20 protein-coding genes are annotated in these 25,128 nt (G+C 62.4%); 10 read left to right on the top strand and 10 right to left on the bottom strand.

The window, feature by feature from the left end:
• The 4 genes from AC3WRD_RS21705 to hflK (AC3WRD_RS21690) all read right to left on the bottom strand — a co-directional run.
• Nucleotides 1-1,606, bottom strand: a 1,606-nt coding sequence (locus AC3WRD_RS21705; protein ID WP_102622617.1) for a heavy metal translocating P-type ATPase, incomplete at its 3' end; no start/stop codon positions are given.
• Complete coding sequence (hflK, locus tag AC3WRD_RS21700; RefSeq protein WP_102622618.1) at nt 1,603-2,661, bottom strand: protease modulator HflK; 1,059 nt, start codon at nt 2,659-2,661, stop codon at nt 1,603-1,605. The genes AC3WRD_RS21705 and hflK (AC3WRD_RS21700), both read right to left, overlap by 4 nt.
• On the bottom strand, nt 2,658-3,701 hold the full coding sequence (gene hflC, locus AC3WRD_RS21695; protein ID WP_102622619.1) for a protease modulator HflC: 1,044 nt from the start codon (nt 3,699-3,701) through the stop codon (nt 2,658-2,660). The genes hflK (AC3WRD_RS21700) and hflC overlap by 4 nt, the downstream gene beginning before the upstream one ends.
• Nucleotides 3,698-5,656, bottom strand: a complete 1,959-nt coding sequence (gene hflK / locus AC3WRD_RS21690) for a protease modulator HflK (RefSeq protein ID WP_102622620.1) — start codon at nt 5,654-5,656, stop codon at nt 3,698-3,700. Before hflK (AC3WRD_RS21690) ends, hflC begins: the two co-directional genes overlap by 4 nt.
• 193 nt (nt 5,657-5,849) lie before the next feature.
• Here hflK (AC3WRD_RS21690) and lpdA point away from each other — a divergent pair, with 193 nt between their 5' ends.
• Nucleotides 5,850-7,250, top strand: a complete 1,401-nt coding sequence (lpdA, locus tag AC3WRD_RS21685; protein WP_102622621.1) for a dihydrolipoyl dehydrogenase — start codon at nt 5,850-5,852, stop codon at nt 7,248-7,250.
• 37 nt (nt 7,251-7,287) lie between these two features.
• Here the strand turns inward: lpdA and AC3WRD_RS21680 are convergent, their stop codons facing one another.
• Nucleotides 7,288-7,761, bottom strand: a complete 474-nt coding sequence (locus AC3WRD_RS21680) for an Lrp/AsnC family transcriptional regulator (protein ID WP_007954205.1) — start codon at nt 7,759-7,761, stop codon at nt 7,288-7,290.
• Nucleotides 7,762-7,905: 144 nt separating this feature from the next.
• On the opposite strand from AC3WRD_RS21680, the gene AC3WRD_RS21675 reads away from it, so the two are divergent.
• Nucleotides 7,906-8,535, top strand: a complete 630-nt coding sequence (locus tag AC3WRD_RS21675; RefSeq protein WP_102622622.1) for a LysE family translocator — start codon at nt 7,906-7,908, stop codon at nt 8,533-8,535.
• Here the strand turns inward: AC3WRD_RS21675 and AC3WRD_RS21670 are convergent.
• From AC3WRD_RS21670 to AC3WRD_RS21650, 5 genes are all read right to left on the bottom strand, one after another.
• Nucleotides 8,532-10,670, bottom strand: coding sequence for a tetratricopeptide repeat protein (locus tag AC3WRD_RS21670; protein ID WP_102622623.1), 2,139 nt, complete (start codon nt 10,668-10,670; stop codon nt 8,532-8,534). The genes AC3WRD_RS21675 and AC3WRD_RS21670 overlap by 4 nt on opposite strands.
• Nucleotides 10,657-11,853, bottom strand: a complete 1,197-nt coding sequence (locus tag AC3WRD_RS21665) for a DUF3142 domain-containing protein (protein ID WP_102622624.1) — start codon at nt 11,851-11,853, stop codon at nt 10,657-10,659. The genes AC3WRD_RS21670 and AC3WRD_RS21665 overlap by 14 nt, the downstream gene beginning before the upstream one ends.
• Before the next feature lie 80 nt (nt 11,854-11,933).
• Nucleotides 11,934-12,749 carry a class I SAM-dependent methyltransferase gene (locus AC3WRD_RS21660; RefSeq protein ID WP_102622625.1) on the bottom strand — a complete coding sequence of 272 codons (816 nt, stop codon included), beginning with the start codon at nt 12,747-12,749 and terminating at the stop codon, nt 11,934-11,936.
• A gap of 103 nt (nt 12,750-12,852) precedes the next feature.
• Complete coding sequence (locus AC3WRD_RS21655; RefSeq protein WP_102622626.1) at nt 12,853-14,157, bottom strand: glycosyltransferase; 1,305 nt, start codon at nt 14,155-14,157, stop codon at nt 12,853-12,855.
• On the bottom strand, nt 14,151-15,713 hold the full coding sequence (locus AC3WRD_RS21650; RefSeq protein WP_256580668.1) for a glycosyltransferase: 1,563 nt from the start codon (nt 15,711-15,713) through the stop codon (nt 14,151-14,153). The genes AC3WRD_RS21655 and AC3WRD_RS21650 overlap by 7 nt, the downstream gene beginning before the upstream one ends.
• Nucleotides 15,714-16,137: 424 nt before the next feature.
• Between AC3WRD_RS21650 and AC3WRD_RS21645 the strand changes: the two genes are divergently transcribed.
• The 8 genes from AC3WRD_RS21645 to AC3WRD_RS21610 are packed head-to-tail and all read left to right on the top strand — an operon-like array spanning nt 16,138 to nt 25,126.
• On the top strand, nt 16,138-17,052 hold the full coding sequence (locus tag AC3WRD_RS21645; RefSeq protein ID WP_102622628.1) for a GDP-mannose 4,6-dehydratase: 915 nt from the start codon (nt 16,138-16,140) through the stop codon (nt 17,050-17,052).
• On the top strand, nt 17,049-18,020 hold the full coding sequence (gmd, locus tag AC3WRD_RS21640; RefSeq protein ID WP_096817063.1) for a GDP-mannose 4,6-dehydratase: 972 nt from the start codon (nt 17,049-17,051) through the stop codon (nt 18,018-18,020). The genes AC3WRD_RS21645 and gmd overlap by 4 nt, the downstream gene beginning before the upstream one ends.
• Before the next feature lie 3 nt (nt 18,021-18,023).
• Nucleotides 18,024-19,466, top strand: coding sequence for a mannose-1-phosphate guanylyltransferase/mannose-6-phosphate isomerase (locus tag AC3WRD_RS21635; protein ID WP_096817061.1), 1,443 nt, complete (start codon nt 18,024-18,026; stop codon nt 19,464-19,466).
• Nucleotides 19,467-20,264 carry an ABC transporter permease gene (locus tag AC3WRD_RS21630; RefSeq protein WP_096817060.1) on the top strand — a complete coding sequence of 266 codons (798 nt, stop codon included), beginning with the start codon at nt 19,467-19,469 and terminating at the stop codon, nt 20,262-20,264.
• Entirely contained in the window at nt 20,264-21,517 is a 1,254-nt protein-coding gene (locus AC3WRD_RS21625) for an ABC transporter ATP-binding protein (protein WP_096817058.1), read from the top strand. Before AC3WRD_RS21630 ends, AC3WRD_RS21625 begins: the two co-directional genes overlap by 1 nt.
• Nucleotides 21,514-22,881, top strand: a complete 1,368-nt coding sequence (locus tag AC3WRD_RS21620) for a glycosyltransferase family 4 protein (RefSeq protein ID WP_102622629.1) — start codon at nt 21,514-21,516, stop codon at nt 22,879-22,881. The genes AC3WRD_RS21625 and AC3WRD_RS21620 overlap by 4 nt, the downstream gene beginning before the upstream one ends.
• Nucleotides 22,865-23,995, top strand: a complete 1,131-nt coding sequence (locus tag AC3WRD_RS21615) for a glycosyltransferase family 4 protein (RefSeq protein WP_102622639.1) — start codon at nt 22,865-22,867, stop codon at nt 23,993-23,995. Before AC3WRD_RS21620 ends, AC3WRD_RS21615 begins: the two co-directional genes overlap by 17 nt.
• Nucleotides 23,996-25,126 (top strand): glycosyltransferase family 4 protein, encoded by a 1,131-nt coding sequence (locus AC3WRD_RS21610; RefSeq protein ID WP_102622630.1) that lies wholly within the window; start codon nt 23,996-23,998, stop codon nt 25,124-25,126.
• Nucleotides 25,127-25,128: the final 2 nt, after the last annotated feature.

The following is a 25,128-nucleotide window of genomic DNA, read 5'->3' as shown; positions in this document are numbered from 1 at the left end:
CCCCCATCGCGACCCCCACCACACCCGCCTTGAGTGCCAGCGAATCGTTAATGCCGTCGCCGACCACCATCGGCCGGAAACCGTTGTCGATTTCCTTCAACACGCGATTGAGTTTGTCTTCGGGCAAGGCCTGAGCTTCGACTTCATGCAGGCCGACATCCCGCGCCAGGGTTTGCGCCACGCTCTGACGGTCGCCGGTCAGCAACAGTTGCCGACCGAGGCCCAACTCGCGCAGTTCGCTCAAGGCGAATCGTGCTTCCGGTTTGACGCTGTCGGCGAGCAACAGCCAGGCGAGAAACTCACCGTTCAAGGCCAGGCCGGCGATCGGGCCGTCGTGATCGGGAACCGATGTGGTCGGGATGCCCAGTTGCGCAAACAACTCCGGGCGACCGAGTGCCGCTTCACCCTGCTCCGTCTTGGCGACCACACCCAAACCTTGCCGTTCGTGAATGTCGGTCAGTACCAGCACGTTGTCCGCATGAACCAGACCCGCCAGTGCACGACTGACCGGGTGACTGCTGGCAGCGCCAAGACTGGCAGCCAGCGCCATCACCGAATCGTGATCCGCCTGCGCGCTGTTGATCGACTGCAAACGCAACGTGCCGTAGGTGAGCGTGCCGGTCTTGTCGACCACCAGGGACGTGAGGTCAGCCAACTCTTCAAGGAAGGCCGAACTGCGGATCAGAATCCCGTGCCGCGCCGCGACCGCCACACCAGCAATCGCCGTGGCCGGTGCCGACAACACCAGCGCGCAAGGACAGGCTGCGACCAGCACCGCCAACATTGCCTGCGCATCATTGGTGACAAACCAGGTCACCGCCGCCAGCAGCAACACCAGCACCATGTAACTGCCAGCGTAACGTTCCAGCAACCGGGTGATCGGTGGCTTAGAACGCTCGGCGTTCTGCATCAACGCGATGACCTTGCCCAAGGTCGATTCATCGCCGGTGCGGGTCACTTCGATACGCAGCAAACCATCGAGGTTGATCGCCCCGCCAAACACGGTCATTCCGACGCCCGCCTCCACCGGCACCGACTCACCGGTGATCGACGCCGTATCGAGGCTGGCCTGGCCGGACAACACCCGACCGTCCGCTGGCACCCGATCGCCGGCCCGCACTTCAACGGTATCGCCGGCCTTGAGCGTGCCGTTATCGACTTCGATTACAGTGCCGTCCGCCTGGATTTTCCGTGCATGGCTGCGAGTAAGTTGACCCAACGCGTGAATCGCCTCCTGCGAGCCAATCACGCTGCGCTCCTCCAGCACATGGCCGAAGATCATGATAATCGGCAACAGCGCGGCGGTGAGCAGATCACCGGTGGCCCAGGCGCCGAGCATCGCCAGTGCGATCAACTGATCGGTGATGCCGTGCAGGCTTGGGTAACGCAGGCTGAACCACGCCGAACGCATCACCGGCACTGCGACCAGCAAAGAAGCAACACCGAGCAGCAACTGACTGACACCGGTTTGCTCCGGCATCATCCAGCGCCAGATCAAACCAAGCCCGAGCAAGCCAAGGGCGAGCATCGCCAGGGTCAATTGGCGCGCAGCGCGGCGTTGCTCGGCCGAGGACAACAGGCTCGGTGCGGCGGTAGTGGCGGTCATTTACTGGCTCCCTGAATGATCAGGCGGGAATCGTCTTTCGGATCGACCGTGGTGACCGAACCGGCCTGGCCGAGAATCTTCGGTATCCGCTCGCGGTACAGGCGCAACAGCATTTGCGGGTCGGTGCCCTGTTGTCGGGCCTGGGCCAGACTCAATACGGTCGCGGTATCGGCGGAGGCTTTTGCCAACCGCTCACCGGCCTGGGCATAGGCGACCTGCAAGGTACGGTCGGCCAGTTCGTTGGCGGTCTGGGTGATTTTTTCAGCGTCGGTGCGGGCATTGGCCACCGCTTTGTCGGCCTGCTGGCTGGCAGTCAGTACGGCATTGAATGCACCGACCGCCGGCTCGGGCAGACTCGATTGCACATCGACCCGCGCCACTTCGATACCGATGCCCTGCCCGCTCGCTTTCAATTCGGCCAAGCGACGATTGATGCCCTGAACCAGATCGCCGCGCAACCGCTCGCGTCGTTCGGCGGCTTGATTGTCAGCGCCGATCAGTTCCGGTCGCGCCACCAAAATGGTGTCCAGATCCCGCGCCGCCGTCAGGGCCAACGCACTGCGGGTCACCAGTCGATCCAGTGCCGGCAGCACATGGTCGCCTTGCAGCACGAAGTCATAGGGATCGGTGACCTTGTAGAACACCCGCACATCCAGCTGTACAACACCGGCATCACCGGTGAGCAAATAGCCGGAACCGGCCAATGCATCGCTCAACGGTGTGGCGAATGTCGCAACGCGATCGGCCTGTATTGCAGCAGGACTGCGCAGCAGGTTTTCCACTCGACGCTCGATGACCCGATCCGCCGCCGGCAGCAAAACAACCTGTTCGAACGGCTGCGGCCAAGCCAACAACAACCCGGCATTCTGGATGCGATCCAGTGCACCGAAATGCATGACCACCGCGCGATTCTGCGGGTCGATCTGCCGCACGTTGGAAAACGCCCAGGCCAACGCCGCCAGCACCGTCACCGCGTACAGGGCAAAAAACGCCAGACGTCCCGCCTGAATCCACGGACTGTTCAACGAATTTGTTCCACGTGGAACTTCACTCATGGCTGCGTTCCGGTCTTGCTGTCCATATTCGGCGGACCGTCCACCAACACACGGAATGGCGCGGCGTCGGTGCGCAGGATCAATTTGGTGTCCGGCGTGACGATAGTGCCGAGGGTATCCAGCGAACGCAGCAGGTTGTACAGCTGCGGCGATCCGGCATAAGCACGACCATAGATCTGCGCCGCTTCGACCCGTGATTGCGCCTCGATTTCGGCCGCTTTCACCGTCGCGTCAGCCTGGACGATTCGCGCATCACGTTCAGCGCCGGAACGAATCTGCGCGGCTTCACGCTTGCCGATCGCCGTGCGTTCGGTGGCGATGGTTTCACGCTCGGCGCGCATCCGGTCAACCGTCGCGGTGAGCGTCACCGACGGCAAGGTCAGTCGCTCGATACCCACTTGCACCACGCGCACACCGTAAGTGGCGAGCAACTGCTGATCGATCTGTTGACGTAACTGCGCTTCGAAATCGGCGATGTGCACCTGGTTGGCATCGGTGTTGACCAGATTGGCCAGGTCGAAACTGCTGGCGGTGGTCTCCAGTGCCGAGCCGACAAAGGTACGAATCTGCCGCGCCGCCTCATCTGGCTGATTCTGCACTGCGCGCATGAAACGCTGAACATTGTCCGCGTCACCCTGCACCTGCCACGCGACATACGCTTGCACAATGATGCGCAAACCGTCGCGGGTGCCGACGTCCTGCAAACCACTCGATGTGGTGCGCAGACGCAGATCCACCGGGATCGCTGCTTCGAACGGTGCCGGCCAACGCCAGCTCAGTCCCGGATCCAGCAACACCCGGGACGGATTGCCGAAACGGGTGATGACTGTGGCTTCGCCGGAGCGCACCTGCACCAGACTTGCCGCTGCGATGGCAAACGCCACCAGCAACACAGCCCAGCCCATGCGTCGCCACGGGAAAGGCCCCGCCTCTTCCGGTGCACCATGATGGTGGTGGTGATGCCCGTGATGGTGATGGCCGCCATGAGCATGGTCGTGACCGCTGTGGTCAGGGTGATCGTGTGTATGCGACTGGCTCAATGGGTGGCTCCTGGTTGAGCGGTGGTGCGCGCCGGCGTCGGGTCAGCCGGCAGCGTGAACGTACGCAGGTCGATGGTCGGCGCGTTGCTGCTGCCGCCCAGACGATGGTCGAGCACCAACAGTTTGGCTTTGCCCAGTCCCTGACTGAGCTGGCTGAGGTATTGCTCCAGCACGAAGGCCTGTCCGGCGCTGGCGTAGGCTTTTTGCTCGGCGCTGAATTTCAGGTCCGCCGCGCGGGCGGTCGAGCTGGTTTCGTGGGCATTGGCGCTGGCCTGATCGCGCGCGAGACTGGCCTGCAACTGCGCCTGATTACTTGCTTCGGCAGCCGCGCCACGCTCACGAGAGATCAACGCCTGGGCGCCGATCTGCGCCGCTTGCACACTGTGATAGGCGTTGGCCGCACCGGCCGGCGGGTGAATCGCCTCGACCACCGTGGCGAGAATTTCTACGCCGCTGTCGAGCTTCTGAAGATCGTTTTGCACGGCGCGGCCGATTTCATCCGCCAGCCCTACCCTGTCTTGCCCCAGCAAACCGTCGAGGGTGCGTGACGCAAAATCGTGGACCAGAATCCGGCTCGCAGTGCTGCGGATCAGCGTCGGCACATCCGCACTGTTGTAAGTCGCCGCCAGCGCCGCCTGATCGCTGAGGCCGATGCGATAGACAAAACGCACGTCCATGTTGACGATCTGGAAGCTCTGTTGCTCGCCACGGCTGCTGGCGATGACCTGGGATTTATCGTTGACGTGGCTGGCATCCCACAAGCGGTTGGCGGTGATCGGGGCCGGCCCTTCCGCCGGATCCGGCTGAACCGGGGCCGGGTTCTCGCCGACGCTGGTCGCCAGTTCGTGCACTACGCCATTCTCCACGTTCAACACCCGGCCCAGCGGCCAAGGCAGGCCGGCATGCAAACCGGGGCCGAACACCTGCACCGGTTTGCCGAAGCGCTCGTAGATGCCACGACTTTGCAGCGGGATTTCATGAATGCCGGTGAGCAACCAGCCCACCGCCGCCACCAGCACCAACACCGGCAGGAACGCCCGGCGCATGTAACTGAAGGCCCAGATCTGCCGCAGATCGATACCGAAGCGGTTGTGCAATTCGTGCTGCAAGGCGAGCAATGGTTGCGGCGGCCAGCGCAGCAGATCGGCAACAAAACTGCGGGCGAGCAGTACCGGTTCAAGTTGTTCGCGGCGCGGACTGAACAGCGACAGCACGGCACGCAGCAACAACTCCAGCGCGACCAGCCCCGGCAAGATGCCGATCAACACCGCCAGCCGCACAGGCCAGACCGAATTCTCACTGGCGAACAGCAAGCACAATGCACCCAACACCAGACTGATGATGACCACTCGAACCAGCTGCGCCAGCGCTCCCGCCTCGGGCCATTGCGCCGGGTTTTCCTGAGCCAGTTGCCGCTCCAGCACCAGCAGACCGAACGCCAGCAGCAGCGCAATCGCCGCGCTGACGGAAGCGGACAAACCCACGGCAGCCGAGGGCAGCGCCAGGTTCCACACCTGCTCAATGCCGAGCAACGCCAACAGCGCCAGACCGCCCAGCCACAAGGTTGCCGCGCCGATCTGCCCCAGCACATGCAGGCTATGGCGGCTCAGCCGATCCAGCAGCCGTTCGTACCAGCCGTCCGGCGCAGGCGTCTCGTCGACAGCAGGCACCGGCACCACCGGGGTGATCACCCGCGCGCGCCAATCAGCCACCCACCACGCCGATTGCAGCCCGGCGACCAGCACCAGCAGCGCTGCGCTCTGATTGACCAACAGCGCCGGCCACAGCGATTGCGAGGCGAACAGGCCAACAAAAAACGCCAGCACCCCTCCGGCCACGGCCAACCCGCCGAGTCCGATGGCCAACCGGCGCAATCGGCGACCCTGAGCCGCCGCCTGCTGAAAGCGCGGCAAACCGGTCACTTGCGTGCCATCAACGTCCAGATCGACTTGCATAACCCCCCAAAACCCTTGGCTCACTGCACAACTCGTTACGATATAACGAAATCCGTGAAATATTTGTACTCAATTTCACATTCAAGGATGCCCAACCTGTCGCGTTCCTGAAGCCTTGACCGAAATGTCCGGAAACGCACATATTACGTACGTAATTTTTAGCGATCCGCATTCTTCAGCCAGGAGTAAGCGCATGAGCAACTATGACGTAGTGATTCTGGGCGGTGGGCCCGGCGGTTATAACGCGGCGATCCGCGCCGGCCAGTTGGGCCTCAAGGCCGCGTGCGTGGAAGGCCGCGCCACGCTGGGCGGCACCTGCCTCAACGTCGGTTGCATGCCGTCCAAGGCGTTGTTGCATGCGTCCGAACTGTACGACGCGGCGATGGGCGCGGAGTTTGCCAACCTCGGTATCGACGTCAAGCCGACGCTCAACCTCGCGCAAATGATGAAACAGAAGGACGAAAGCGTCGCCGGTCTGACCAAAGGCATCGAGTTCCTGTTCCGTAAGAACAAAGTCGACTGGATCAAGGGTTGGGGCCACATCGACGGTCCCGGAAAAGTCAGCGTGACCGGCGATCAGGGCAGCCGGATCGAACTGACCGCCACCGACATCGTCATCGCCACGGGTTCCGAGCCCACTCCCCTGCCCGGCGTGGCAATCGACAACCAGCGCATCCTCGATTCCACCGGTGCCCTGTCCTTGAGCGAAGTGCCCAAGCATCTGGTGGTGATCGGTGCCGGCGTGATCGGCCTCGAACTCGGTTCGGTCTGGCGCCGACTCGGCGCGCAGGTGACCGTGGTGGAATACCACGACCGCATCTGCCCGGGCGTGGATGGCGAGGCCGGCAAGACCCTGCAACGCTCGCTGAGCAAACAGGGCATCAGTTTCAAATTGAGTTCCAAAGTCACCAGCGCCACGTCTTCGGCCAACGGCGTGCAATTGAGCATCGAACCGGCAGCCGGCGGCACCGCCGAGCTGCTGGAAGCCGATTACGTGCTGGTTGCCATCGGTCGCCGCCCCTATACCAAAGGCCTGGGCCTGGAGAACGTCGGCCTGAGCACCGACAAACGCGGCATGCTCGCCAACAAACACCATCGCACCGAAGCACCCGGCGTCTGGGTGATCGGCGATGTCACCTCAGGGCCGATGCTTGCGCACAAGGCCGAAGACGAAGCCATGGCCTGCATCGAGCAGATCGTCGGCAAGGCGGGCGAGGTCAACTACGACCTGATCCCCAACGTGATCTACACCCGACCGGAACTGGCCAGTGTCGGCAAGACCGAAGAGCAGCTCAAGGCTGAAGGCCGGGCCTACAAGGTCGGCAAATTCCCGTTCACCGCCAACAGCCGGGCGAAGATCAATCACGAAACCGAAGGTTTTGCCAAAGTCCTCGCCGACACACACACCGACGAAGTCCTCGGCGTGCATCTGGTCGGCCCGAGCGTCAGTGAAATGATCGGCGAGTACTGCGTGGCCATGGAGTTCAGCGCGTCGGCCGAAGACATTGCGCTGACCTGCCACCCTCACCCAACCCGTTCCGAGGCGTTGCGTCAGGCAGCGATGAATATCGAGGGCATGGCAACGCAGATGTAAGCACTTCGCGGATACTTCCCGCGCAATGCGGGAAGTATCAGGACGGCAAATGCCCCAAGGGCAACGCTCCCGGGGTCTTCACCGTGTGAATCGCAAAGTTGCTGCGGATGTCGCTTACCCCCGGCAACTTCAGTAGACAACCGGTTAAAAAACGGTCGTAGGCGCGCAAGTCCGGCACCACCACTTGCAGCAGAAAATCCGATTCCCCTGAGACCAGAAACGCCGAAATCACCTCCGGCAACGCTGTCACCGCCCGGTGAAACGCCTCGGCCTGTTCATCGTTGTGTCGTTCCACCTTGACCCCGACGAACACCGTCAGCCCCAGCCCCACCTCGTCACGGTCCAGGTTCGCCTGATAACCGCGAATCACCCCGGCCTCTTCGAGCATCCGCACCCGGCGCAGGCACGGCGACGCGGACAAACCGATCTCGTCCGCCAGTTGCACATTGCTCAGGCGCCCGTCCCGTTGCAGCGCGGCGAGAATCTTGCGATCGAAGGCGTCGAGTTTCATGGTTGGCAGATCCTGATGGTGTAACCGCAAAAATAAAGCAGGTTATGCCAATCTCAATAGTTATAGAAGCGAACTACGCAAGCACCTGCCCTGCCCCTCGGTCATAGACTGGTTGCACCGAATCGACAACGAAAGGGGTGCGACATGGCGAGTCTCTGGCTGTTTTTCCTGGCTTTGGCGGTGGTCTATCTGCTGCCCGGCCCGGACATGATCCTGCTGTTGCAGACCGGTGCCCGCCAGGGTCGCGGCGCAGCACTTGCCACGGCGGTGGGGCTGGCGGTTGCCCGAGGCTGTCATGTAGCGCTCGCAGCATTGGGGCTGGCGGCGCTGTTCAAGGCTGCGCCGTGGACGTTCGATGCGGTGCGGATGGCCGGGGCGGCGTACTTGCTGTGGATCGGCATTCAATGCCTGCGCACCACGCTGCTGCCTGATCTGAACGCCGGCACCGTAACGGACGGCCATGGGCAGTGGCGCGCCGCGATCCGTCGTGGCCTGCTGACCAATCTGCTCAACCCGAAAGCCTTGCTGTTCTGCTCGGTGCTGCTGCCGCAATTCATCGTGGCGAATGGCGCACCGGTGCTGACGCAGTTTGCGGTGCTCGGTGCGATGCTGGTGGCCGCTGGATTGCTGTTCGACAGCGCCTATGCCTTGCTCGGCACGGCGCTGGGCCGCTGGCTGAAACACAGCCCAACGGCCCAACGGGTGCAGCAGTGGTTGTTCGGCAGCCTGTTGATCGGCTTCGCCGTGCGCCTGACGTTCGTCCAGCAGGCTTAGGCTTTGCGGGCCTTGCGTTGGCGGCGGGTGATGATCACCAGCGCAATGACGGTCAACCCAATGATGGCGCCGATCTGCACTGCACGCTTGTAGGGTCGCAACACCCCGCGAACAGCGTCGACAACCTGGGTGACGTAGCGTTTGTCGGCGTTGGCGAAGTCCGGATAAGGGCATTGTTGGCCGAAATAGCCGCCCCAGCCCATGTACGGACCTTCTTTCACATATCGCTGATACAGCGCGCTTTGCTCTTGCAGGCTGCTATTGAAACCGGCGGCCGAACACAACACGGCGGCGAACGCCTGGCTGGTGTGCGGCAAGTTATCCGCCGCACGGCTGGCCAGCGCTGTGGCAACAAACCGATAGTGATAGCGCTCATCCGGCTGCGCTTCACTGGCCTTCTGGCGTTGCACTTCAGCCTCGCTCACCAGCGGCCCGACTTTCAGCTCGGTGTTTTCCAGGCTGTAGTTACCGCCGAAGGTCGCGTAATCCGGGGCCATTTCGTAACCCAGGATGTCCATGCCCCACTCGCGAGCCGTCCACGCCGCATTGAACAGCGCACTGGCACGCTTGGTCGGCCACCACACCGAATCAGCCTTCAGGCGTTGCTCGCCATAGAGCCGGGCCTTGTGCTGCAAATCGGCATTGTCGAAATAGCCGACCGCCTCTTCGTAGTGCCCTTCACGCAACAAACGCCGGCCCAGCAGATTGCGCAGGCTCGCGGCCACCGGCAGCGGCACGTAATTGTCGCGATCCTGCTGGCTCAGCTCCGGCGGCGCCGGCACATTTTTATCGACATAATTTTTGAGTTCATCAACCGTCAGCACTCGCTCAGCCACGGTCGCAGCGTCGAACCAATAGATACTCTGGCTGCGATACAACTGATCGAAGGCCTGCAGGTACTCGCCACGTTGCAGCGCCAGAATCGCGCTTTCACCCTCGACCCGGCATTTGGGCTGAAGGGATTCAAGATTCCAGTCGGCGGTACGCCGCTCGCCCCAGGATTCACCCTGCGGGAAGGCCTGCGCAGCTTTCGCATAGGCCGCAGCCGCCGCAACCTTGTCACCGTCGCGCACCGCCAGTTTCGCCCGCAGCCACCACGCCAGGCCGCTGTCGCCGGCGTGTTCGAGGAACGCCTTGGCGCTGGCGTAGTCGCCCTGTTGATAATTCATGGCCGCCAGACGATCAGCGTTATCGAGGCTGCCGCGCGTGCTCTCCTGCAACGCCTTGATCAGTTTTTTCTCGTTCGGCGGCTCGTCGCCGAATGACCAGCCGATCCGGCTGATCAGCGACGCGGTCACCAGTTGCTGCACCGCTTTGCCACGCAACAACTTCTCCAGTCGATCCTCGGGTTCTTCGGCCAGATCGTTCATCAACAGCTTCAGCGAGGTGTAGCCGACGTTCGAGCCATGCAGGTTTTGCGTGGCATAGAGTTCGATGGCCTTGTCCCAACTGCCCGCCGTGCGCAGCGCTCGTGCTTCTTCGCCGAGGCTGGCCACGCCGAGTTCCAGCGGATCGCTGAAACCGTCGATGCTCAGTTGTCGCGTCTGGCGGAAGGCTTCGATGGCGTTTTCCAACGCGTCGAGCGTATCGCCTGCTTCGCTGCTCATGGCAAAGAACGCCCGGCCCAGCGAATAAGCGGCCCAGGTGCTGCGCAACGCGCGTTGATCGGCCGGCAGCGCCAGCAACTGGCGGAAGTACTCGACGGCCAGTTGATGATCACCGGCGCCGAACGCCACGGCGCCCGCCACATACAGACGCAGTTCCGCCGGCAGGTTCGCGCCCTGCACTTCGACCTGACGTGCATCGGTCAGGCTGCGCAGTTGCTTGACCAGCGCCTGCTGCTCCACGCTCAGGCCCTGCTGCTCGGCCTTCTCACGCAGTTCAGCGGGCTCCTTGGGTTCGCCATAGATGTCATCCGGGTTGTAGGTGACCGCCGTGACGTTCTTCAGCCCGGCAATGGTCTTGCCGAGGCGATTGATCTCGAACTTGAAGTTGCCCTCCGGCAGTTCCGCCAGCGATTGCCCGCGATCGTCGAGCAGACGCATCGGGAAATCCGGGCCGCAGGCCAGCGCCGATCCCAGCGGCAGGCTGAGGCTCAGGCAAAGCAGATGGCGGGGCCAGTTACGGGTCAACATGCGAACCTCCTTGATCAATATTTGCGCAACGTGCCCAACCGATCGCACGCTGCCCGCCCGCCGGCAATCGGCCGTCGCGCAAGCGGGTGAAGGTAAGCAGATCCGCAGTCTGTTGCAATGCATAACCGGCGAGCGCATCGGCGCCTTCACAGCCGCTGGCTTTTACCCGAACGCGCGCAGGCCAGGGGCTATCAAGGTTGCCAGCGTTGCCGAGCGTGATGTCGTAGAGGCCGTCCTGCACCTTGAAGCTCAAGTCGAGTTTGCTGGACAGCGCATCGCCTCGGGCCACCGCACGCAACGTGGTCAGACTCCACGCCCGGCGGTCATTGGCCAGCGGCAGGCGGAACCAGATCAGCCCGGCCAGGTGCGCCGGTCGAGCCTCGCGCAGTGCTTTGGCGAGTCGGCTCAGTTGCTGTGGATCGGCCAGCAATTCGCGGCGATCTCCGCCCCGCTCCAGCGTCACTTCGCTTTCCACCACCGGCGCGCCACCGCTGTCCGGCAACAACGCTACACCGTAAGCCGGCAGGGCCAGGTAGAACGGTTTGTCGCTGATCCGCCCCCAGCGCTTCGCCCAGTCGCGCGCCTGCTCAGGGTCGAACAGACCGCGTCGCGGATCACTGACCGCATGCACCTGCAGCACGCTGCTGTCGACCGTTGCCAACAGCGCCGGCAGTTGCGGGCTGTCGAGCCAGGCCGGTAATGCGGTGATGCTCAAGGGCAGTGATGACGGCAACGCTGCGCGCAGATGAAGGAGGAAGTCAGCGTACGCGGGCAGCCGCGCATTGCCGGCATCGTGATCGATCTCGACCCCGGCCAGCGTGAGTCCCTGGCTTTGCCAGTCATCGATCACCTGAAGGATCTGCGCCGTGACCTGATCCTGATCCAGTGCCTTGAGCTGGCCATCGAGGCGAATCACCGCGATCAGAGGCCGGCCATCGCTCTTCAGCAATTGCGGATCGATCCGCGCCCGGCTCCAGCCTGCTTGTGGGAAAGCCTGCAACGCCAATACCCGCAAGGTCGAGAAATCAGTGCGGCTGCCCTTGAGCGCCGCCTCATGGCCCGACGTCCACTGGCGTTGCCAGACGTAGAGTTGTTGATCGAGGGGCGCTGCTTCCTGACGCTCGCAGGCAGACAGCAGCAGGGCTGTGGCAAGCAATGCCGACAGCCCGAAAAGAAACCGCATGACGTGCAAATCCCTGGCAACACAAGGCTGCAAGGTTACACAAAACCGACGGGAGCGCGGCCGCTCCCGGAAAAAACGCGCTACGGTTTACGGGCGATGATGACCTGACTTTTCGCCATGACGCTGTCCAGCGCATGTTTGATCTGCGTGCCACGCGGCGAATTGAGCACGGCCTCCCAGGTCTTGGTCCATTGATTGAGCAACGGATGATCGGGGCTGCCCAGGTCCACGTTGGCTTCCCAGAACAGCAACATCCACAGTGACCGATAGAAACCGTACTGGCTGTGGCTGACGATCTCCAGGCCCGCTTCGCTGACCATGGCCTTGAACTGCTCCTCGCTGATGATGCGAATGTGGTTGGGCTTTTCGAAGTACTCCGGTATGGCGATGCCTTTTTGCACATCTTCGGAACTGGGGTGCGGCACGCTCAGCAGATACAGGGCGCCCGGCTGGCCAATCCGCACCAGTTCGGCGAGGAACTGTGCCGGATCGTCGACATGTTCAAGCACCTCGGTGGACACCACGCGGGTCGCGGTGTTGTCGGCGATCGGCAGCGGATTGCCGTCGGTGACGTGGTACTCGACGCTGCGGGCCGAGGTTTCGCTGAGCCGCTGGCGGGCGGCTTCGATCTTGGCTGCATCGATGTCGGCGACGATGATCCGCGCCCCGCGCATCCCGCAGAACTGCATGTTGCCGCCGTCGCCGCAACCGACGTCGACCAGTGTGTCCTCGGGGCCCACCGTGAAGCCTTTGTACAGCTCGCCGGTGTCATGATTGAACCAGCCGCTGAGCATGGCATCGCGCAAGCCGAGCTGGAACGTGTCGACGTCCTCGACCACCGGCGCGGCAGGCTGTGCAGGCGTCGATGCCGTGAGTTTCTTCAAAAGTCTCAGCATGGGTTGGCTCCAGAAAAAGGGTCGACGTTGGGCGAAAGGGTTTGCAGCGGTTGGCGGGCGATGATCACCGGACGAGGTCGCAGGCTTCGAGTCAGCACGCGGATCATGAGCCGGAGACCTCGACGGTTGTCATCGCACGATGTTCGAACAGCTGCGCCAGAAAGTCCTGCAAGCGCTGCTCGGCCACGGCCTGGCTGCAGAATCCTTGCAGGCTCAGAACAGCTTGAGACGACATTTGTGCATAACGTTGTGGCTGGTTTTTCGCCACGTCGTAACTGTCGCGGTAAGCGACGCAGACCGACGCCCAGTTGGTCACGTAACGCAGCGTGCGGAACGCCTTGCGCGGATCGTGGGGCCACGCGGTGAGTTCGTCGGTGGACTCGACCAGGAACGCATTGTCCTCGCTCAGGTAATCGATCATCGCCGTGGTGCGCGGCGCCACCGCTGGTTTGCCGCAGGACATGAACTCCATCAACGGCAGGCACTGGCCCTCGCCGTAGGACGTGTTCACCACGTAACGGGTCGCCTGCACCAGTCGCTCGTAGTCCGCGTCCGCGAGGTAGCCGTAGATCAGCACGATGCGGCAGCGGTAGGAGCGGTTTTTGTACAGGTGATGAAGGATGTCGCTGAGGGCCTCTTCGGCATCGTGGTGGGTGAGTTTGAGCACCAGCGTTGCGTCCTCGACCTCACGGAATGTCACGCAGAACGCACTGAGCATGTCTTCCCAGTTCTTGCGTCCGTCGCCGGGGTTGAACACCGAGGTGTACACCACGCCATCCAGCAACAACTCTTGCTCGCGAACCGGCGCCTCGAAATCGATGCCCTTGCCACGACGCAGATGCTTCGGGCCGAAGGCGTCGAGATTGAGTTGGCGACTGTCGGCCACCAGTCCCTTGATCTTCAGGCGCACCGGCCCCGTCGAGGGCTGGCCTTGCAGTTGGGCGCCCCGGGCGGCAAAGCGGTCCCACACCGGCGCCGGCACCGCGACAATCGGGTAGTCGGCGCCCATGGCCTCGCGCACCGCGTCGACCGTGTAACTGGAATGGGTGATCGCCGCCCCGCAGGCGCGCAACACCGTGCGCCAGTCATTGCGTGGCTCGCCGTCGAAAGGCTCGTTGGGGATAGTGCTGAACTCCCAGGCGAACACCGGCAACGTCGGGCAAGCCAGATGAATCGGTGTGCGATGGGGCGGCGAGAACGACAGGAACACGCACGGCTCGCCACGGGCCAGGCATTCCAGGTACAGCGCATCGACTTCGCGGGCCGGGTCCGTCACTTCCACCACCCGCCCGAGACGCTCGAGCACCGGCCGGTATTCCTTGAGCACGAAGTAATAGCTGTACTCGGAACGGCCAAGGTTCTGCGCGATGGTGTGCTGGTTGGTTTCCGAATGAATGATGATCAGCATGAGGCGTTGTCCGTCACGGGGGCGGCATCGGCGGCCGCTGGCTCAAGGCCGAAGAAGTCCGCCAGGCGCTGCTGCACCGGGGCGAAGGCGCAGTAGTCGTGCATGCGCTCGACGGCGGCGACCGACATTCGGCGATAGTCCTGCGGTTGCGCCTTGGCCATCCGGTAACTGTTTTCGTAGGCACTTTTGAGCGAGCCCCAGTCCGGCCGGTGACGCAGGGTGCGGTAGATGATGCGGGTGTCCTGCGGCCAGATCGTCAGCTCTTCGCTGGACTTGACGACAAAGGCCACCGAATCGTCGATGTAGTCTTCCATCGCCGTGTGATCCGGAGCGATCACCGGTTTACCGCTGGACATGAACTCCATCAGCGGCAGGCACAGGCCTTCGCAGCGCGAAGCATTGACGTAAAAACTGGCAGCCTGGTAGAGCCGCGCATACTGCGGATCGTCCAGATAGCCGTGCAGCACCAGCACCCGGCAGGCGAACGGCGTCAGTTGCGCGAGCAAGGTCATCAGTTCGCTGTAATAGGACGCCAGATCGTTCTGGGTGATCTTCAGCACCAGCGTTGCGTCAGACGTTTCGCGAAAGGCCCAGCAGAACGCCGTGATCAAGTGATGCCAGTTCTTGCGGCCATCCTTGGGGTTGAACACGGTCACGTAGATCACGCCATCGACCGTGGTTTCGACCACCCCCGAGGTATCCGGAAGATCCAGCGGTGGGGGCTCGTCCACCGCCACTTCATGGGGGCCGGCAATGTTCGGCAGGCGTCGTTCGAGCCAGGCATGGGCCTTGTCCGAGAACAGATCGCGAAAGCCTTCCCAGTAGCCGTGATGCAGGTATTTCACGCGGGCCATGGGCTCAGGTTGATCGCTCGGGTTCAACGCCCACAGACGCAGGTAATGACGGGCGATGACCAGACGGCGCTTGAGTGTCAGGGGCGGCGGACGGCGCGCCTCGATGTCCGCCAGTTGCTCGGCGGTCAGCGGTTTGGGCAGCAGATCATCGGCGCACAGCCCCAGCGTGCGGCTGTCGAAAATGCAGCCCTTGATCGCCAGGGTCGCCCCGGGATTGATCGGCGCGCTGAAAGATTGCTCACGAATGGCCGCGAAGTTTTCCCACAGCGGAGTCGGCAATACCAGGACCGGAAAGTCTTCGCCCATGGCTCGTCGGATTGCCCGGGCAGTGTGGCTCGACAGCGTGATGACCCGTCCCTGTCGGGCAAGCATCTGCGTCCAGTCCTGACGTTGATCGCCATCCCACGACTCATCGGGGATGGAATCGAACTCCCATGCAATCACGCAGATCGTCGGGCATTCCAGATCGGTCGGGGTATTTTGCGGCGGGGTGAAGGACAGAAACACACTGCTTTCGCCGGCAGCGAGCAGTTGTCGATACAGTGGATCGACTTCGTCGCGGGCGGACACCACATGCACCCGCCCCAGACTTTCGAGCACCGGGCGATAGGCCTTGAGCACGAAGTAATAGCTGTATTCGGGACGCCCGAGACTCTGGCTGATGGAGCGGTCGTTGACGTCCGAGTAGAGAATGAAATTCATGGCATCCCACGGTGCGACCGCCATCCCGGCAGCCTCACGCTATGACGGCCAGGCATCGGATCGGGTCGGCATGGCCGACAGTCGTCCTGTGTCCGAAGCACGTCGTCGTTCTTGTTTTAGTGGTCAGTTTCACCGTATTGCGCAACCACTTGGGCAACGCTCGGTAAACCGCGACGAGGGGCATTCTAAACACATCCGTTCAGGATTCGTGAACCGCCCGGCGAGAAAAACCGGGCTACGCTGACGAGAACTGACCGGTCACGGTTTGGTCGGTTGAAATTGCCGAGCAATTGGCACAGATTGGCAACCAAACAACTACAACAACGACTTCACCCGTCTTGCGACCGGATTTTTTCCCGGTCAGACAGACATCCCCTCAAAGCCTGTGGGAAGCGGTGAAAGTTAAAGACCAAGGGGTCGCTGTTTGAAAAAACGTCTGTTCATCACGGGCCTCAGCGGGTTCGTGGGACAACATATCCAGTCGCGCCTGATGCTCGATGACTCGGTGTGGGAACTGCTGCCTGCCGCTTCGCCCTTCGACCTGACGGACCCGCAAAGCCTCATCGACCTCTGGCCGCAATTGCCTGACGCCGTGATTCACCTGGCCGGTCAGACATTCGTCCCCGAGGCGTTCCGCGATCCGGCCCGCACCTTCGACATCAATCTGCTCGGCACCCTGAATCTGTTGCAGGCGCTCAAGGCCAGAGGCTTCAAGGGCCCGTTTCTGTATGTCAGTTCCGGCGACGTGTACGGTCAGGTCGACGAATCCGCACTGGCGATCACCGAGCAACAGCCGCCCTGCCCGCGCAATCCCTACGCAGTGAGCAAACTGTCCGCCGAATTCCTCAGCCTGCAATGGGGCCTGAGCGAAGGCTGGCCAGTGCTGGTGGCGCGTCCGTTCAACCACATCGGCACCGGGCAGAAAGACAGCTTCGTCATCGCCAGCGCCGCGCGGCAGATCAACCGCATCAAGCAGGAGCTGCAAGCGCCGCAACTGGAAGTCGGCGACATCGATGTCACCCGGGACTTCCTCGACGTCGACGACGTGGTTTCGGCCTATTTCGCGCTGCTGGAAAAAGGCACGCCGGGACAGGTCTACAACATTTGTTCGGGCCATGAGCAAAGCATCCGCAGCCTCATCGAGCAGATGGGCGACCTGGCCGAGGTCGAGCTGCAACTGGTTCAGGACCCCGCGCGCATGCGCCGCGCGGATCAGCGTCGTGTCTGCGGCAGCCATCAACGGCTCGCCCGGACCACAGGATGGACGCCGCAAATCTCTATACAACAATCCCTGCGGGCGATCCTGTCCGACTGGGAGAAGCGAGTACGACAAGAATGACAAAAAGTGCATTGATCACAGGGATCACCGGCCAGGACGGCGCGTATCTGGCCAGACTGCTGCTCGACAAGGGTTACAAGGTTCACGGCCTGGTGGCGCGGCGCAGCAGCGACTCGCGCTGGCGCCTGCGGGAAATGGGCGTTGAAGCCGACATCGTGTACCTGGACGGCGACATGGCCGACGCCTGCTCGGTGCAGCGCGCGGTCATCAAGTCGGCGCCGGACGAGGTCTATAACCTCGCCGCACAAAGCTTCGTCGCTGCGTCCTGGGATCAACCGGTGACCACCGGCATCGTCGATGGCCTGGGCGTGACTCACCTGCTTGAAGCCATCCGCCAGTTCAGCCCGCACACGCGCTTCTACCAGGCGTCCACCAGCGAAATGTTCGGTCTGATCCAGGCCGAGCAACAGGACGAGAACACCCCGTTCTACCCGCGCAGCCCGTACGGCGTGGCCAAACTCTATGGCCACTGGATCACCGTCAACTACCGTGAAAGTTTCAACCTGCACGCCAGCAGCGGCATCCTGTTCAACCATGAATCGCCACTGCGCGGCATCGAATTCGTGACCCGCAAGGTCACCGACGCGGCCGCCCGGATCAAGCAGGGCAAACAGCAGGAACTGGCCCTGGGCAACATCGACGCCAAGCGTGACTGGGGGTTTGCCGGCGATTACGTCGAGGCCATGTGGCTGATGCTGCAACAGGACAAGCCTGACGACTTCGTGGTCGCCACCGGGGTGACCACCACCGTGCGCGAGATGTGCCACATTGCCTTCGATCACGTGGGTCTCAACTACCGCGACTACGTGAAGATCGACCCGGCGTTCTTCCGCCCGGCCGAAGTCGAAGTGCTGCTCGGCAATCCGGCCAAGGCCCAGCGCGTGCTGGGCTGGAAACCGAAAACCGACCTCGACACCCTGATCCGCATGATGATGGATGCGGACATGAAACGCGTCGCCAAGGAGTAGGCCATGCTGATCCCCGTGATTCTGTCCGGCGGTGCCGGTACCCGTTTGTGGCCGGTGTCCCGCGAGGGCCACCCGAAACCGTTCATGACCCTGCCCGACGGCCAGTCGCTGCTGGGCAAGACCTATCGGCGTGCCGCCGGTCTGCTGGACGGCTGGGGCGACATCGTCACGGTGACCAACCGCGAGTACTACTTCCAGAGCAAGGATCACTATCAGGCCGCGCGCCTGTCCCGGCATCGCGGGCACTTTTTGCTTGAGCCCACCGGGCGCAACACCGCCCCGGCCATCGCGGCTGCGGCGCTGGCACTGCAAGCCCTGCACGGCGACGAGGCGATCATGGTGGTGATGCCCGCCGACCACTTGATCGTCAACGAAGACGCGCTCAAGAGTGCGGTCGAACACGCGGTCAATCTGGCGAAGGACGGTTATCTGGTGACCTTCGGCGTGGTGCCGACCGCCCCGGAAACCGGCTTCGGCTACATCGAGACCGGTGCGCCGCTGGATGCCAGGGGCGCGGCCAAAGTGCAGCGTTTCGTGGAGAAACCCGACCTGCAAACCGCCACCCACTACCTGGAAAGCGGCAATTTCCTGTGGAACTCGGGGATGTTCTGTTTCTCCATTGCAACGCTGATCGCCGAACTGCAACTGCACGCTCCGGAACTGCTCGAACAGACCCGCACCTGCATGGCGGCAAGCGAGCCGCTGGAGACCACCGGTTACCTGCAACAGGAACTGTCACCGGCGCTGTTCGCCGAGATCACTGACATCTCCATCGACTACGCGTTGATGGAGCGCTCGGAAAAAGTCGTGGTCGTACCCGCCAGTTTCGACTGGAGCGATATCGGTTCCTGGGGCGCCGTCGCGGCGCTGGTGCCGGCCGACGCCGACAACAACCGCGCCAGCGGCGAAGCGATCTTCATCGACAGCCGCAACAATTTCGTTCAAAGCGAAGGCCGGTTGGTGGCCGCCGTGGGTGTGGAAGACCTGATCGTCATCGACACCGCCGACGCCGTGCTGGTGGCCCACGCCGACCGTGCGCAGGATGTACGGCGGGTGGCCAAACAGCTCAAGGACAAGTCCCACGAAGCCTATCGCCTGCATCGCACGGTCAGCCGTCCGTGGGGCACCTACACCGTGCTCGAGGAGGGCCCGCGCTTCAAGATCAAGCGCATCGTGGTCAAGCCTGGCGGCAAGTTGTCGTTGCAGATGCACCATCACCGCAACGAACACTGGGTGGTGGTCGAAGGCATGGCCAAGGTCACCAACAACGGCAGTGGCACGACGCTGGTGGCCAAGAACGAATCGACGTTCATCGCCGCCGGGCACAAGCATCGTCTGGAAAACCCGGGCGTGATCGACCTGGTGATCATCGAAGTGCAAAGTGGCGAATACCTGGGAGAGGACGACATCGTCCGCTTCGAAGACCAATACGGCAGGACGGTTTAAATGCTGTTTTCCCTGTACCGCTCGCTGCATGACTATCGAGGGTTCATTCTCGGCAGCGTGCAGCGAGAGTTTCAATCGCGGTATCGCAATTCACTGCTGGGGGCCTTGTGGCCCGTGTTCAATCCGCTGTCGATGATCATCGTTTACACCGTGATCTTTTCCCACATCATGCGCGCTCGCTTGCCGGGCGTGGATGACAGCATGGCCTACAGCATTTACCTCTGCGCCGGTCTGCTGGCATGGGGGCTGTTTTCCGAAATCACCCTGCGCAGCCAGAACATGTTTCTGGACAACGCCAACCTGCTGAAGAAAATCAGCTTCCCCAGAATCTGCCTGCCGGTGATTGTGCTCTGCAACGCGGCGATCAACTTTGCCATCATCATCGGCCTGTTCCTCGGGTTTCTGCTGATCACCGGGCGCTGGCCGGGCATGGCACTGCTGGCGCTGATCCCCCTGATTGCGCTGCAGATGATGTTCTGCGCAGGACTGGGCATGGTCCTCGGCGTATTGAACGTGTTCTTTCGCGATGTCGGCCAGCTCTTCGCCATCTGCCTGCAGTTCTGGTTCTGGCTGACGCCGATCGTGTACCCGATGAGCATCCTCCCGGAGTGGGTCCAGCGCCTGCTGCAACTCAACCCGTTGACCAACCTGATCGGCAGCTATCAGAACCTGTTCCTGTACGGGCAGTGGCCCGTCTGGAACTCCCTGCTGCCGGTGTTCATTGCCGCGCTGGTGATGTGCCTGATCGGCCTGCGCCTGTTTCGCAGGCGCGTCGGTGAAATGGTGGATGAACTCTGATGGGGCATATCCGCGTAACCGGCCTGGGCAAGGCTTACAAACAGTATCCGACACGCTGGAGTCGCCTGGCGGAATGGCTGATCCCGTTTTCCCCGCTGCGCCACAGCCAGCATTGGGTGTTGCAGGATGTCGCTTTCGAAATCGCCCCCGGTGAGGCGGTGGGCATCGTCGGCGCCAACGGTGCGGGTAAAAGCACGTTGCTGAAGATGATCACCGGCACCACCCAACCCACCTGCGGCAAGATCGAGACTGAAGGTCGCGTCGCCGCATTGCTGGAGTTGGGCATGGGGTTTCACCCGGACTTTACCGGCCGCCAGAATGCGATCATGGCCGGGCAGCTGCTGGGCATGCAGGTCGACGAAATCGAAGCGTTGATGCCCGACATCGAACATTTCGCAGAAATCGGCGAGGCCATCGACCATCCCGTCCGCACCTATTCCAGCGGCATGCAGATGCGCCTGGCCTTCAGCGTCGCCACCGCACGGCGACCGGATATCCTGATCGTCGACGAAGCCCTGTCGGTGGGTGACTCCTACTTCCAGCACAAGAGCTTCGACCGCATTCGCAGCTTCCGCAAGGCGGGCACCACATTGCTGATCGTGTCCCACGACCGCTTTGCGATCCAGTCGATCTGCGACTCGGCCATCCTGCTCAAGGACGGCCACATGGCCATGTACGACAAGCCGGAAGTGGTACTCGATTATTACAACGCCGTGATGGCCGAACGCGAAGGCCAGGTCGTGCGTCAGGAAAAACTCACCGGCGGCGAAGTGCGGACCGTGTCCGGCACCGGTGAGGCCGTCATTCTCGGGGTGCGCCTGCTGGATGAACAGGAGCGTTCCATCGATGCTGTCGAGGTCGGTCAGCCGGTGGTGCTGGAAGTGCAGGTCGAAGTACGCAGCGACATTGAACGACTGGTGCTCGGCTTCCTGATCAAGGATCGCCTGGGCATGATGATGTATGGCATCAATACCCATCGCCTCGACAAGGCACTGACGGACCTGCACGCCGGAGAGCGCTTCACCTATCGCTTTGCCTTCGTGATGGGACTGGGTAAGGGCAATTACTCGGTATCGCTAAGTCTTTCGCGCCTGGACTCCCATCTGGATCGAAACTTCGAGTGGCGCGACTATGGCCTGGTGTTTCATGTGATCAACGGCCGCCAGGAGGATTTTGTCGGTGGCTCGTGGCTCAACGCCAAGGCCTCGATAACCCGCAATGCCGGTGCTGCTCTGACAGAGCGCGCGCCATGACCCGGTTGCTGGTCGAATGCACCCACGTGTTCCGGCACCCGAAAATCAATTCGGGGATTCAGCGGGTGGTGCGCAACGTCATCAAGCAATTGCCGCCGAGCGCCGAAGGTGTCGAGTGCGTGCCGGTGGTCTTGCTCAAGGGCAAGCTGTACCGCGTGACACGTCTGGCGCCACTGGATTCGCCGCTGCTCAACGCCGTCGTCACGTTTGGCGAGCGCCTGGAGCGGCTGGCCCATCGTTTCTGGCAACTGCATCAGCGCCTCGACAGTCGTTGCCGGACCCAACTGACACGACGTGCGCTATACGTCAGCTATCGCCTGGCGTCGTTCGGCCTGTTCGGCATTCCGTTGCGGCTGGTCGAGCAGGTCAACCGCTTTCAGTTGCCCCAGCGCTGCGAGCCTTTGCAACACCGGCCGGGCGATCACCTGGTGTTGCTGGATTCGTCCTGGCACTCGGACTTTTTCCTGCATGCCGAACGGCTCAAACGCGAAGGCGTGGGCATCGTTGCAGTGATCTACGACTTGATTCCCCTGACCCACCCGCAGTTTTACGACACGCGGCTGGTGCAGGTTTTCAGCGAATGGTTCGACTGGATTACCCGCACCGCCGATGGCTACCTGGCGATTTCCGCCACGGTGCGCGATCAGGTTCATGAGGAAGTGCAGCGCCGCCTCGGTTCGGCACAGGTCGAAAAATGCTGGTTCGACTATTTCCACCTCGGGTCGGAGCTGGATCTGCAGAGCGTCGAAGCCACCGTCGAGCCGCGCCTGGAACGTCTGTTCGCCACACCGGAGCCGGTGTTCCTGATGGTCAGCACCATCGAGCCGCGCAAGAACCACGACTATCTGCTGGATGCTTTCGAACGTGCCTGGGCGGCCGGTTCGAATGCTCGGCTGTGCATCGCCGGACGCATCGGCTGGAAGTGCGACGCCCTGCTCGCCCGGGTGCGCAACCACGGCGAACTGAACCGGCGCCTGTTCATGTTCAACGACCTGAGCGACACCAGCCTGGAACACGCGTATGCCCATTCCAGCGCATTGGTGTTCCCGTCGTTCGTCGAAGGCTTCGGCCTGCCGCTGGTGGAAGCCATGCAGCGCGGATTGCCGGCGATGGGCAGCGATATCGCGGTGTTCCGTGAGATCGGCGGCGAGTTCATGGCCTATTTCGATTTGCAGGACCCGCAATGCCTCGCCGACCTGGTGATCGCCTTCGAGCGCAGCGGCCAATTCCCCGCTGCCCGCAATGTGGCCGACTGGCAATGGATCGGCTGGCGCGAAGCCAGTCAGCAACTGGCCGAACGCACCGCACGCCACGTGCTGCAAGCGCCCGCGGCGCAAGCGAGGTCCCATGCGCATAGCCCTTAACGCGCGGATTCTCCAGGCACCGCGCACCGGAATCGGCCACTACGTCGTCGAGCTGGTGAACGCCTTGCACGCGCAAACCGATATCGACGTGGCGCTGTTCCACGGCTGGGGCTGGAGTTCGCAGTTGCCGGAAGCGGCAATGCCCGGTTACTCGCGCCTGACCCCAATGCTGCGCAAGATCCCCGGCGCCTATCAGGCCCGCCGCTGGCTGGAGCAGAAACGCTTCGATCAGGGCCGCACGCCCGACATCGACCTTTACCACGAACCGAGCCTGTGGCCGCTGGCCTTCGACGGCCCGACCGTGATCACCCTGCACGACCTGACGCACCTGCATTTCCCGGACACCCAACCGCAGACACGACTCAGGGAAATCGAACGTCGGCTGGCCGACGGCATCCGGCAGGCGCGGGTGATTCTGACCGACTCGCAAGCCATCGCCGACGAAGCCCAAGACTATTTCGGACTGCCTGCCGAACGCTTCGTGGTGGCGCCCCTGGGTGTCGCCGAGCGCTTTCATCCGCGCGAGCCGCAAGCCATCGACGCGGTGCTCAAGGCGCATGCCGTGGAGGCGCGGGAGTATTTCCTGTGTGTCGGCACCCTGGAGCCGCGCAAGAACCTGGGCCTGGCCCTGCGTGCCCACGCGCTATTGCCTGAAGCCGTGCGCCAGCGCTTCCCGCTGTTGATCGTCGGCATGGCCGGCTGGCAGCGTGAGCAGTTCAGTGACGAATTGCGTCAGGCCCTGGCCAGCGGTCATGTGTGCCTGCTCGGCTACTTGCCGGATGAGCAGGTCGCGCAATTGCTGGCCGGCGCCCGGGCGCTGGTTTTTCCCTCGTTGTATGAAGGTTTTGGCCTGCCGGTGCTGGAAGCGATGGCCAGTGGCACGCCCGTGGTGGTCACCCGATCCTCGGCAATGCCGGAAGTCGCGGGTGCCGCCGGCAACTATATTGAAGCTGACGATGCAGAAGGCTTGCGCGATACGCTGAGCCGCCTGATCGACGATCAAGTGCATTGGCAGGCATGCCGAGAAGCCGGATTGCAGCAGGCACGGCTTTTTTCCTGGAAGCGTTGCGCGCAGGCCACGGCCGGCGCCTACCGCCAGGCTTTGGGAGGTTGAATGCGAGTTCTTCATTTTTTCAAGACGTACCTGCCTGACTCGGTCGGCGGCATCGAGCAAGTGATCTTCCAGCTCTGCGAAAGCGGCGCCCAGCATGGTATCGAAGGCCAGGTGCTGACCCTCAGCGCCAATCCCGAACCGGCGGTGCTGCAACTGGGCCAGCACGAAGTGCATCGGGCCAGGCTCGATATCCAGTTCGCTTCCACCGGGTTTTCCTGGAGCGTGTTCAAGCAGTTTCGCGAACTGGCCGCCGAAGCCGACGTGATCAACTATCACTTCCCGTGGCCGTTCATGGATCTGGTGCATTTCGCCAGCGGTGTGAACAAACCGAGCGTGGTGACCTACCACTCGGACATCATTCGCCAGAAGAACCTGCTCAAGCTCTATCGCCCGTTGATGAACCGTTTCCTCGCCAGCGCCGACCGGATTGTTGCGGCCTCGCCGAACTACCTGCACACCAGCGATGTGTTGCAGCAGTTCCAGGACAAGACCCGCGTCATCCCCTACGGCTTGAACAAAGCCGGTTATCCACAACCCGACGTCGAGCGCATGAACCGCTGGCGCCAGCAGCTTGGGGATAAGTTTTTCCTGTTCGTCGGGGTGATGCGCTACTACAAGGGCCTGCACATCCTGCTCGAAGCCTTGAAAGACGTGGACTACCCGGTGGTGATCGTCGGTGCCGGCCCGCTGGAGCAGGAACTGCACGCCCAGGCCGCTGCGCTGGGGCTGCGCAATATCCACTTCCTCGGACGCCTGAGCGATGAAGACAAGGTCGCCCTGCTGCAATTGAGCTACGCCATTGTCTTCCCGTCGCATCTGCGCTCGGAAGCGTTCGGCATTTCGCTGCTGGAAGGCGCGATGTACGGCAAACCGATGATATCCAGCGAGATCGGCACCGGCACCAGCTACATCAATATCCACAACGAAACCGGGCTGGTCGTGCCGCCGAGTCATCCACAGGCGTTTCGCGAAGCGATGCGCACCCTGTGGGAAAACCCGACTCGCGCCGCCGAAATGGGCGTCAAGGCTGAAGCCCGTTACCGGCAGTTATTCACAGCCGACGAAATGGGTCGCAAGTGGACGGCGCTGTATCAGGAATTGCTGGAGGAAAAGGCGCTGTCCTACGCCTGATC

The organism is Pseudomonas sp. FW215-R2 (genome assembly GCF_058789255.1).
This window is presented reverse-complemented; position numbering and strand designations above follow the sequence as displayed.

What these genes read in the sequence shown, in the direction of transcription:
- hflK (WP_102622618.1), bottom strand. Translation starts at nt 2,661, where the DNA reads ATGAGTGAAGTTCCACGTGGAACAAATTCGTTGAACAGTCCGTGGATT.
- hflK (WP_102622620.1), bottom strand. Translation starts at nt 5,656, where the DNA reads ATGCAAGTCGATCTGGACGTTGATGGCACGCAAGTGACCGGTTTGCCG.
- lpdA (WP_102622621.1), top strand. Translation starts at nt 5,850, where the DNA reads ATGAGCAACTATGACGTAGTGATTCTGGGCGGTGGGCCCGGCGGTTAT.
- AC3WRD_RS21680 (WP_007954205.1), bottom strand. Translation starts at nt 7,761, where the DNA reads ATGAAACTCGACGCCTTCGATCGCAAGATTCTCGCCGCGCTGCAACGG.
- AC3WRD_RS21675 (WP_102622622.1), top strand. Translation starts at nt 7,906, where the DNA reads ATGGCGAGTCTCTGGCTGTTTTTCCTGGCTTTGGCGGTGGTCTATCTG.
- AC3WRD_RS21670 (WP_102622623.1), bottom strand. Translation starts at nt 10,670, where the DNA reads ATGTTGACCCGTAACTGGCCCCGCCATCTGCTTTGCCTGAGCCTCAGC.
- AC3WRD_RS21665 (WP_102622624.1), bottom strand. Translation starts at nt 11,853, where the DNA reads ATGCGGTTTCTTTTCGGGCTGTCGGCATTGCTTGCCACAGCCCTGCTG.
- AC3WRD_RS21660 (WP_102622625.1), bottom strand. Translation starts at nt 12,749, where the DNA reads ATGCTGAGACTTTTGAAGAAACTCACGGCATCGACGCCTGCACAGCCT.
- AC3WRD_RS21655 (WP_102622626.1), bottom strand. Translation starts at nt 14,157, where the DNA reads ATGCTGATCATCATTCATTCGGAAACCAACCAGCACACCATCGCGCAG.
- AC3WRD_RS21650 (WP_256580668.1), bottom strand. Translation starts at nt 15,713, where the DNA reads ATGAATTTCATTCTCTACTCGGACGTCAACGACCGCTCCATCAGCCAG.
- gmd (WP_096817063.1), top strand. Translation starts at nt 17,049, where the DNA reads ATGACAAAAAGTGCATTGATCACAGGGATCACCGGCCAGGACGGCGCG.
- AC3WRD_RS21635 (WP_096817061.1), top strand. Translation starts at nt 18,024, where the DNA reads ATGCTGATCCCCGTGATTCTGTCCGGCGGTGCCGGTACCCGTTTGTGG.
- AC3WRD_RS21630 (WP_096817060.1), top strand. Translation starts at nt 19,467, where the DNA reads ATGCTGTTTTCCCTGTACCGCTCGCTGCATGACTATCGAGGGTTCATT.
- AC3WRD_RS21625 (WP_096817058.1), top strand. Translation starts at nt 20,264, where the DNA reads ATGGGGCATATCCGCGTAACCGGCCTGGGCAAGGCTTACAAACAGTAT.
- AC3WRD_RS21620 (WP_102622629.1), top strand. Translation starts at nt 21,514, where the DNA reads ATGACCCGGTTGCTGGTCGAATGCACCCACGTGTTCCGGCACCCGAAA.
- AC3WRD_RS21615 (WP_102622639.1), top strand. Translation starts at nt 22,865, where the DNA reads ATGCGCATAGCCCTTAACGCGCGGATTCTCCAGGCACCGCGCACCGGA.
- AC3WRD_RS21610 (WP_102622630.1), top strand. Translation starts at nt 23,996, where the DNA reads ATGCGAGTTCTTCATTTTTTCAAGACGTACCTGCCTGACTCGGTCGGC.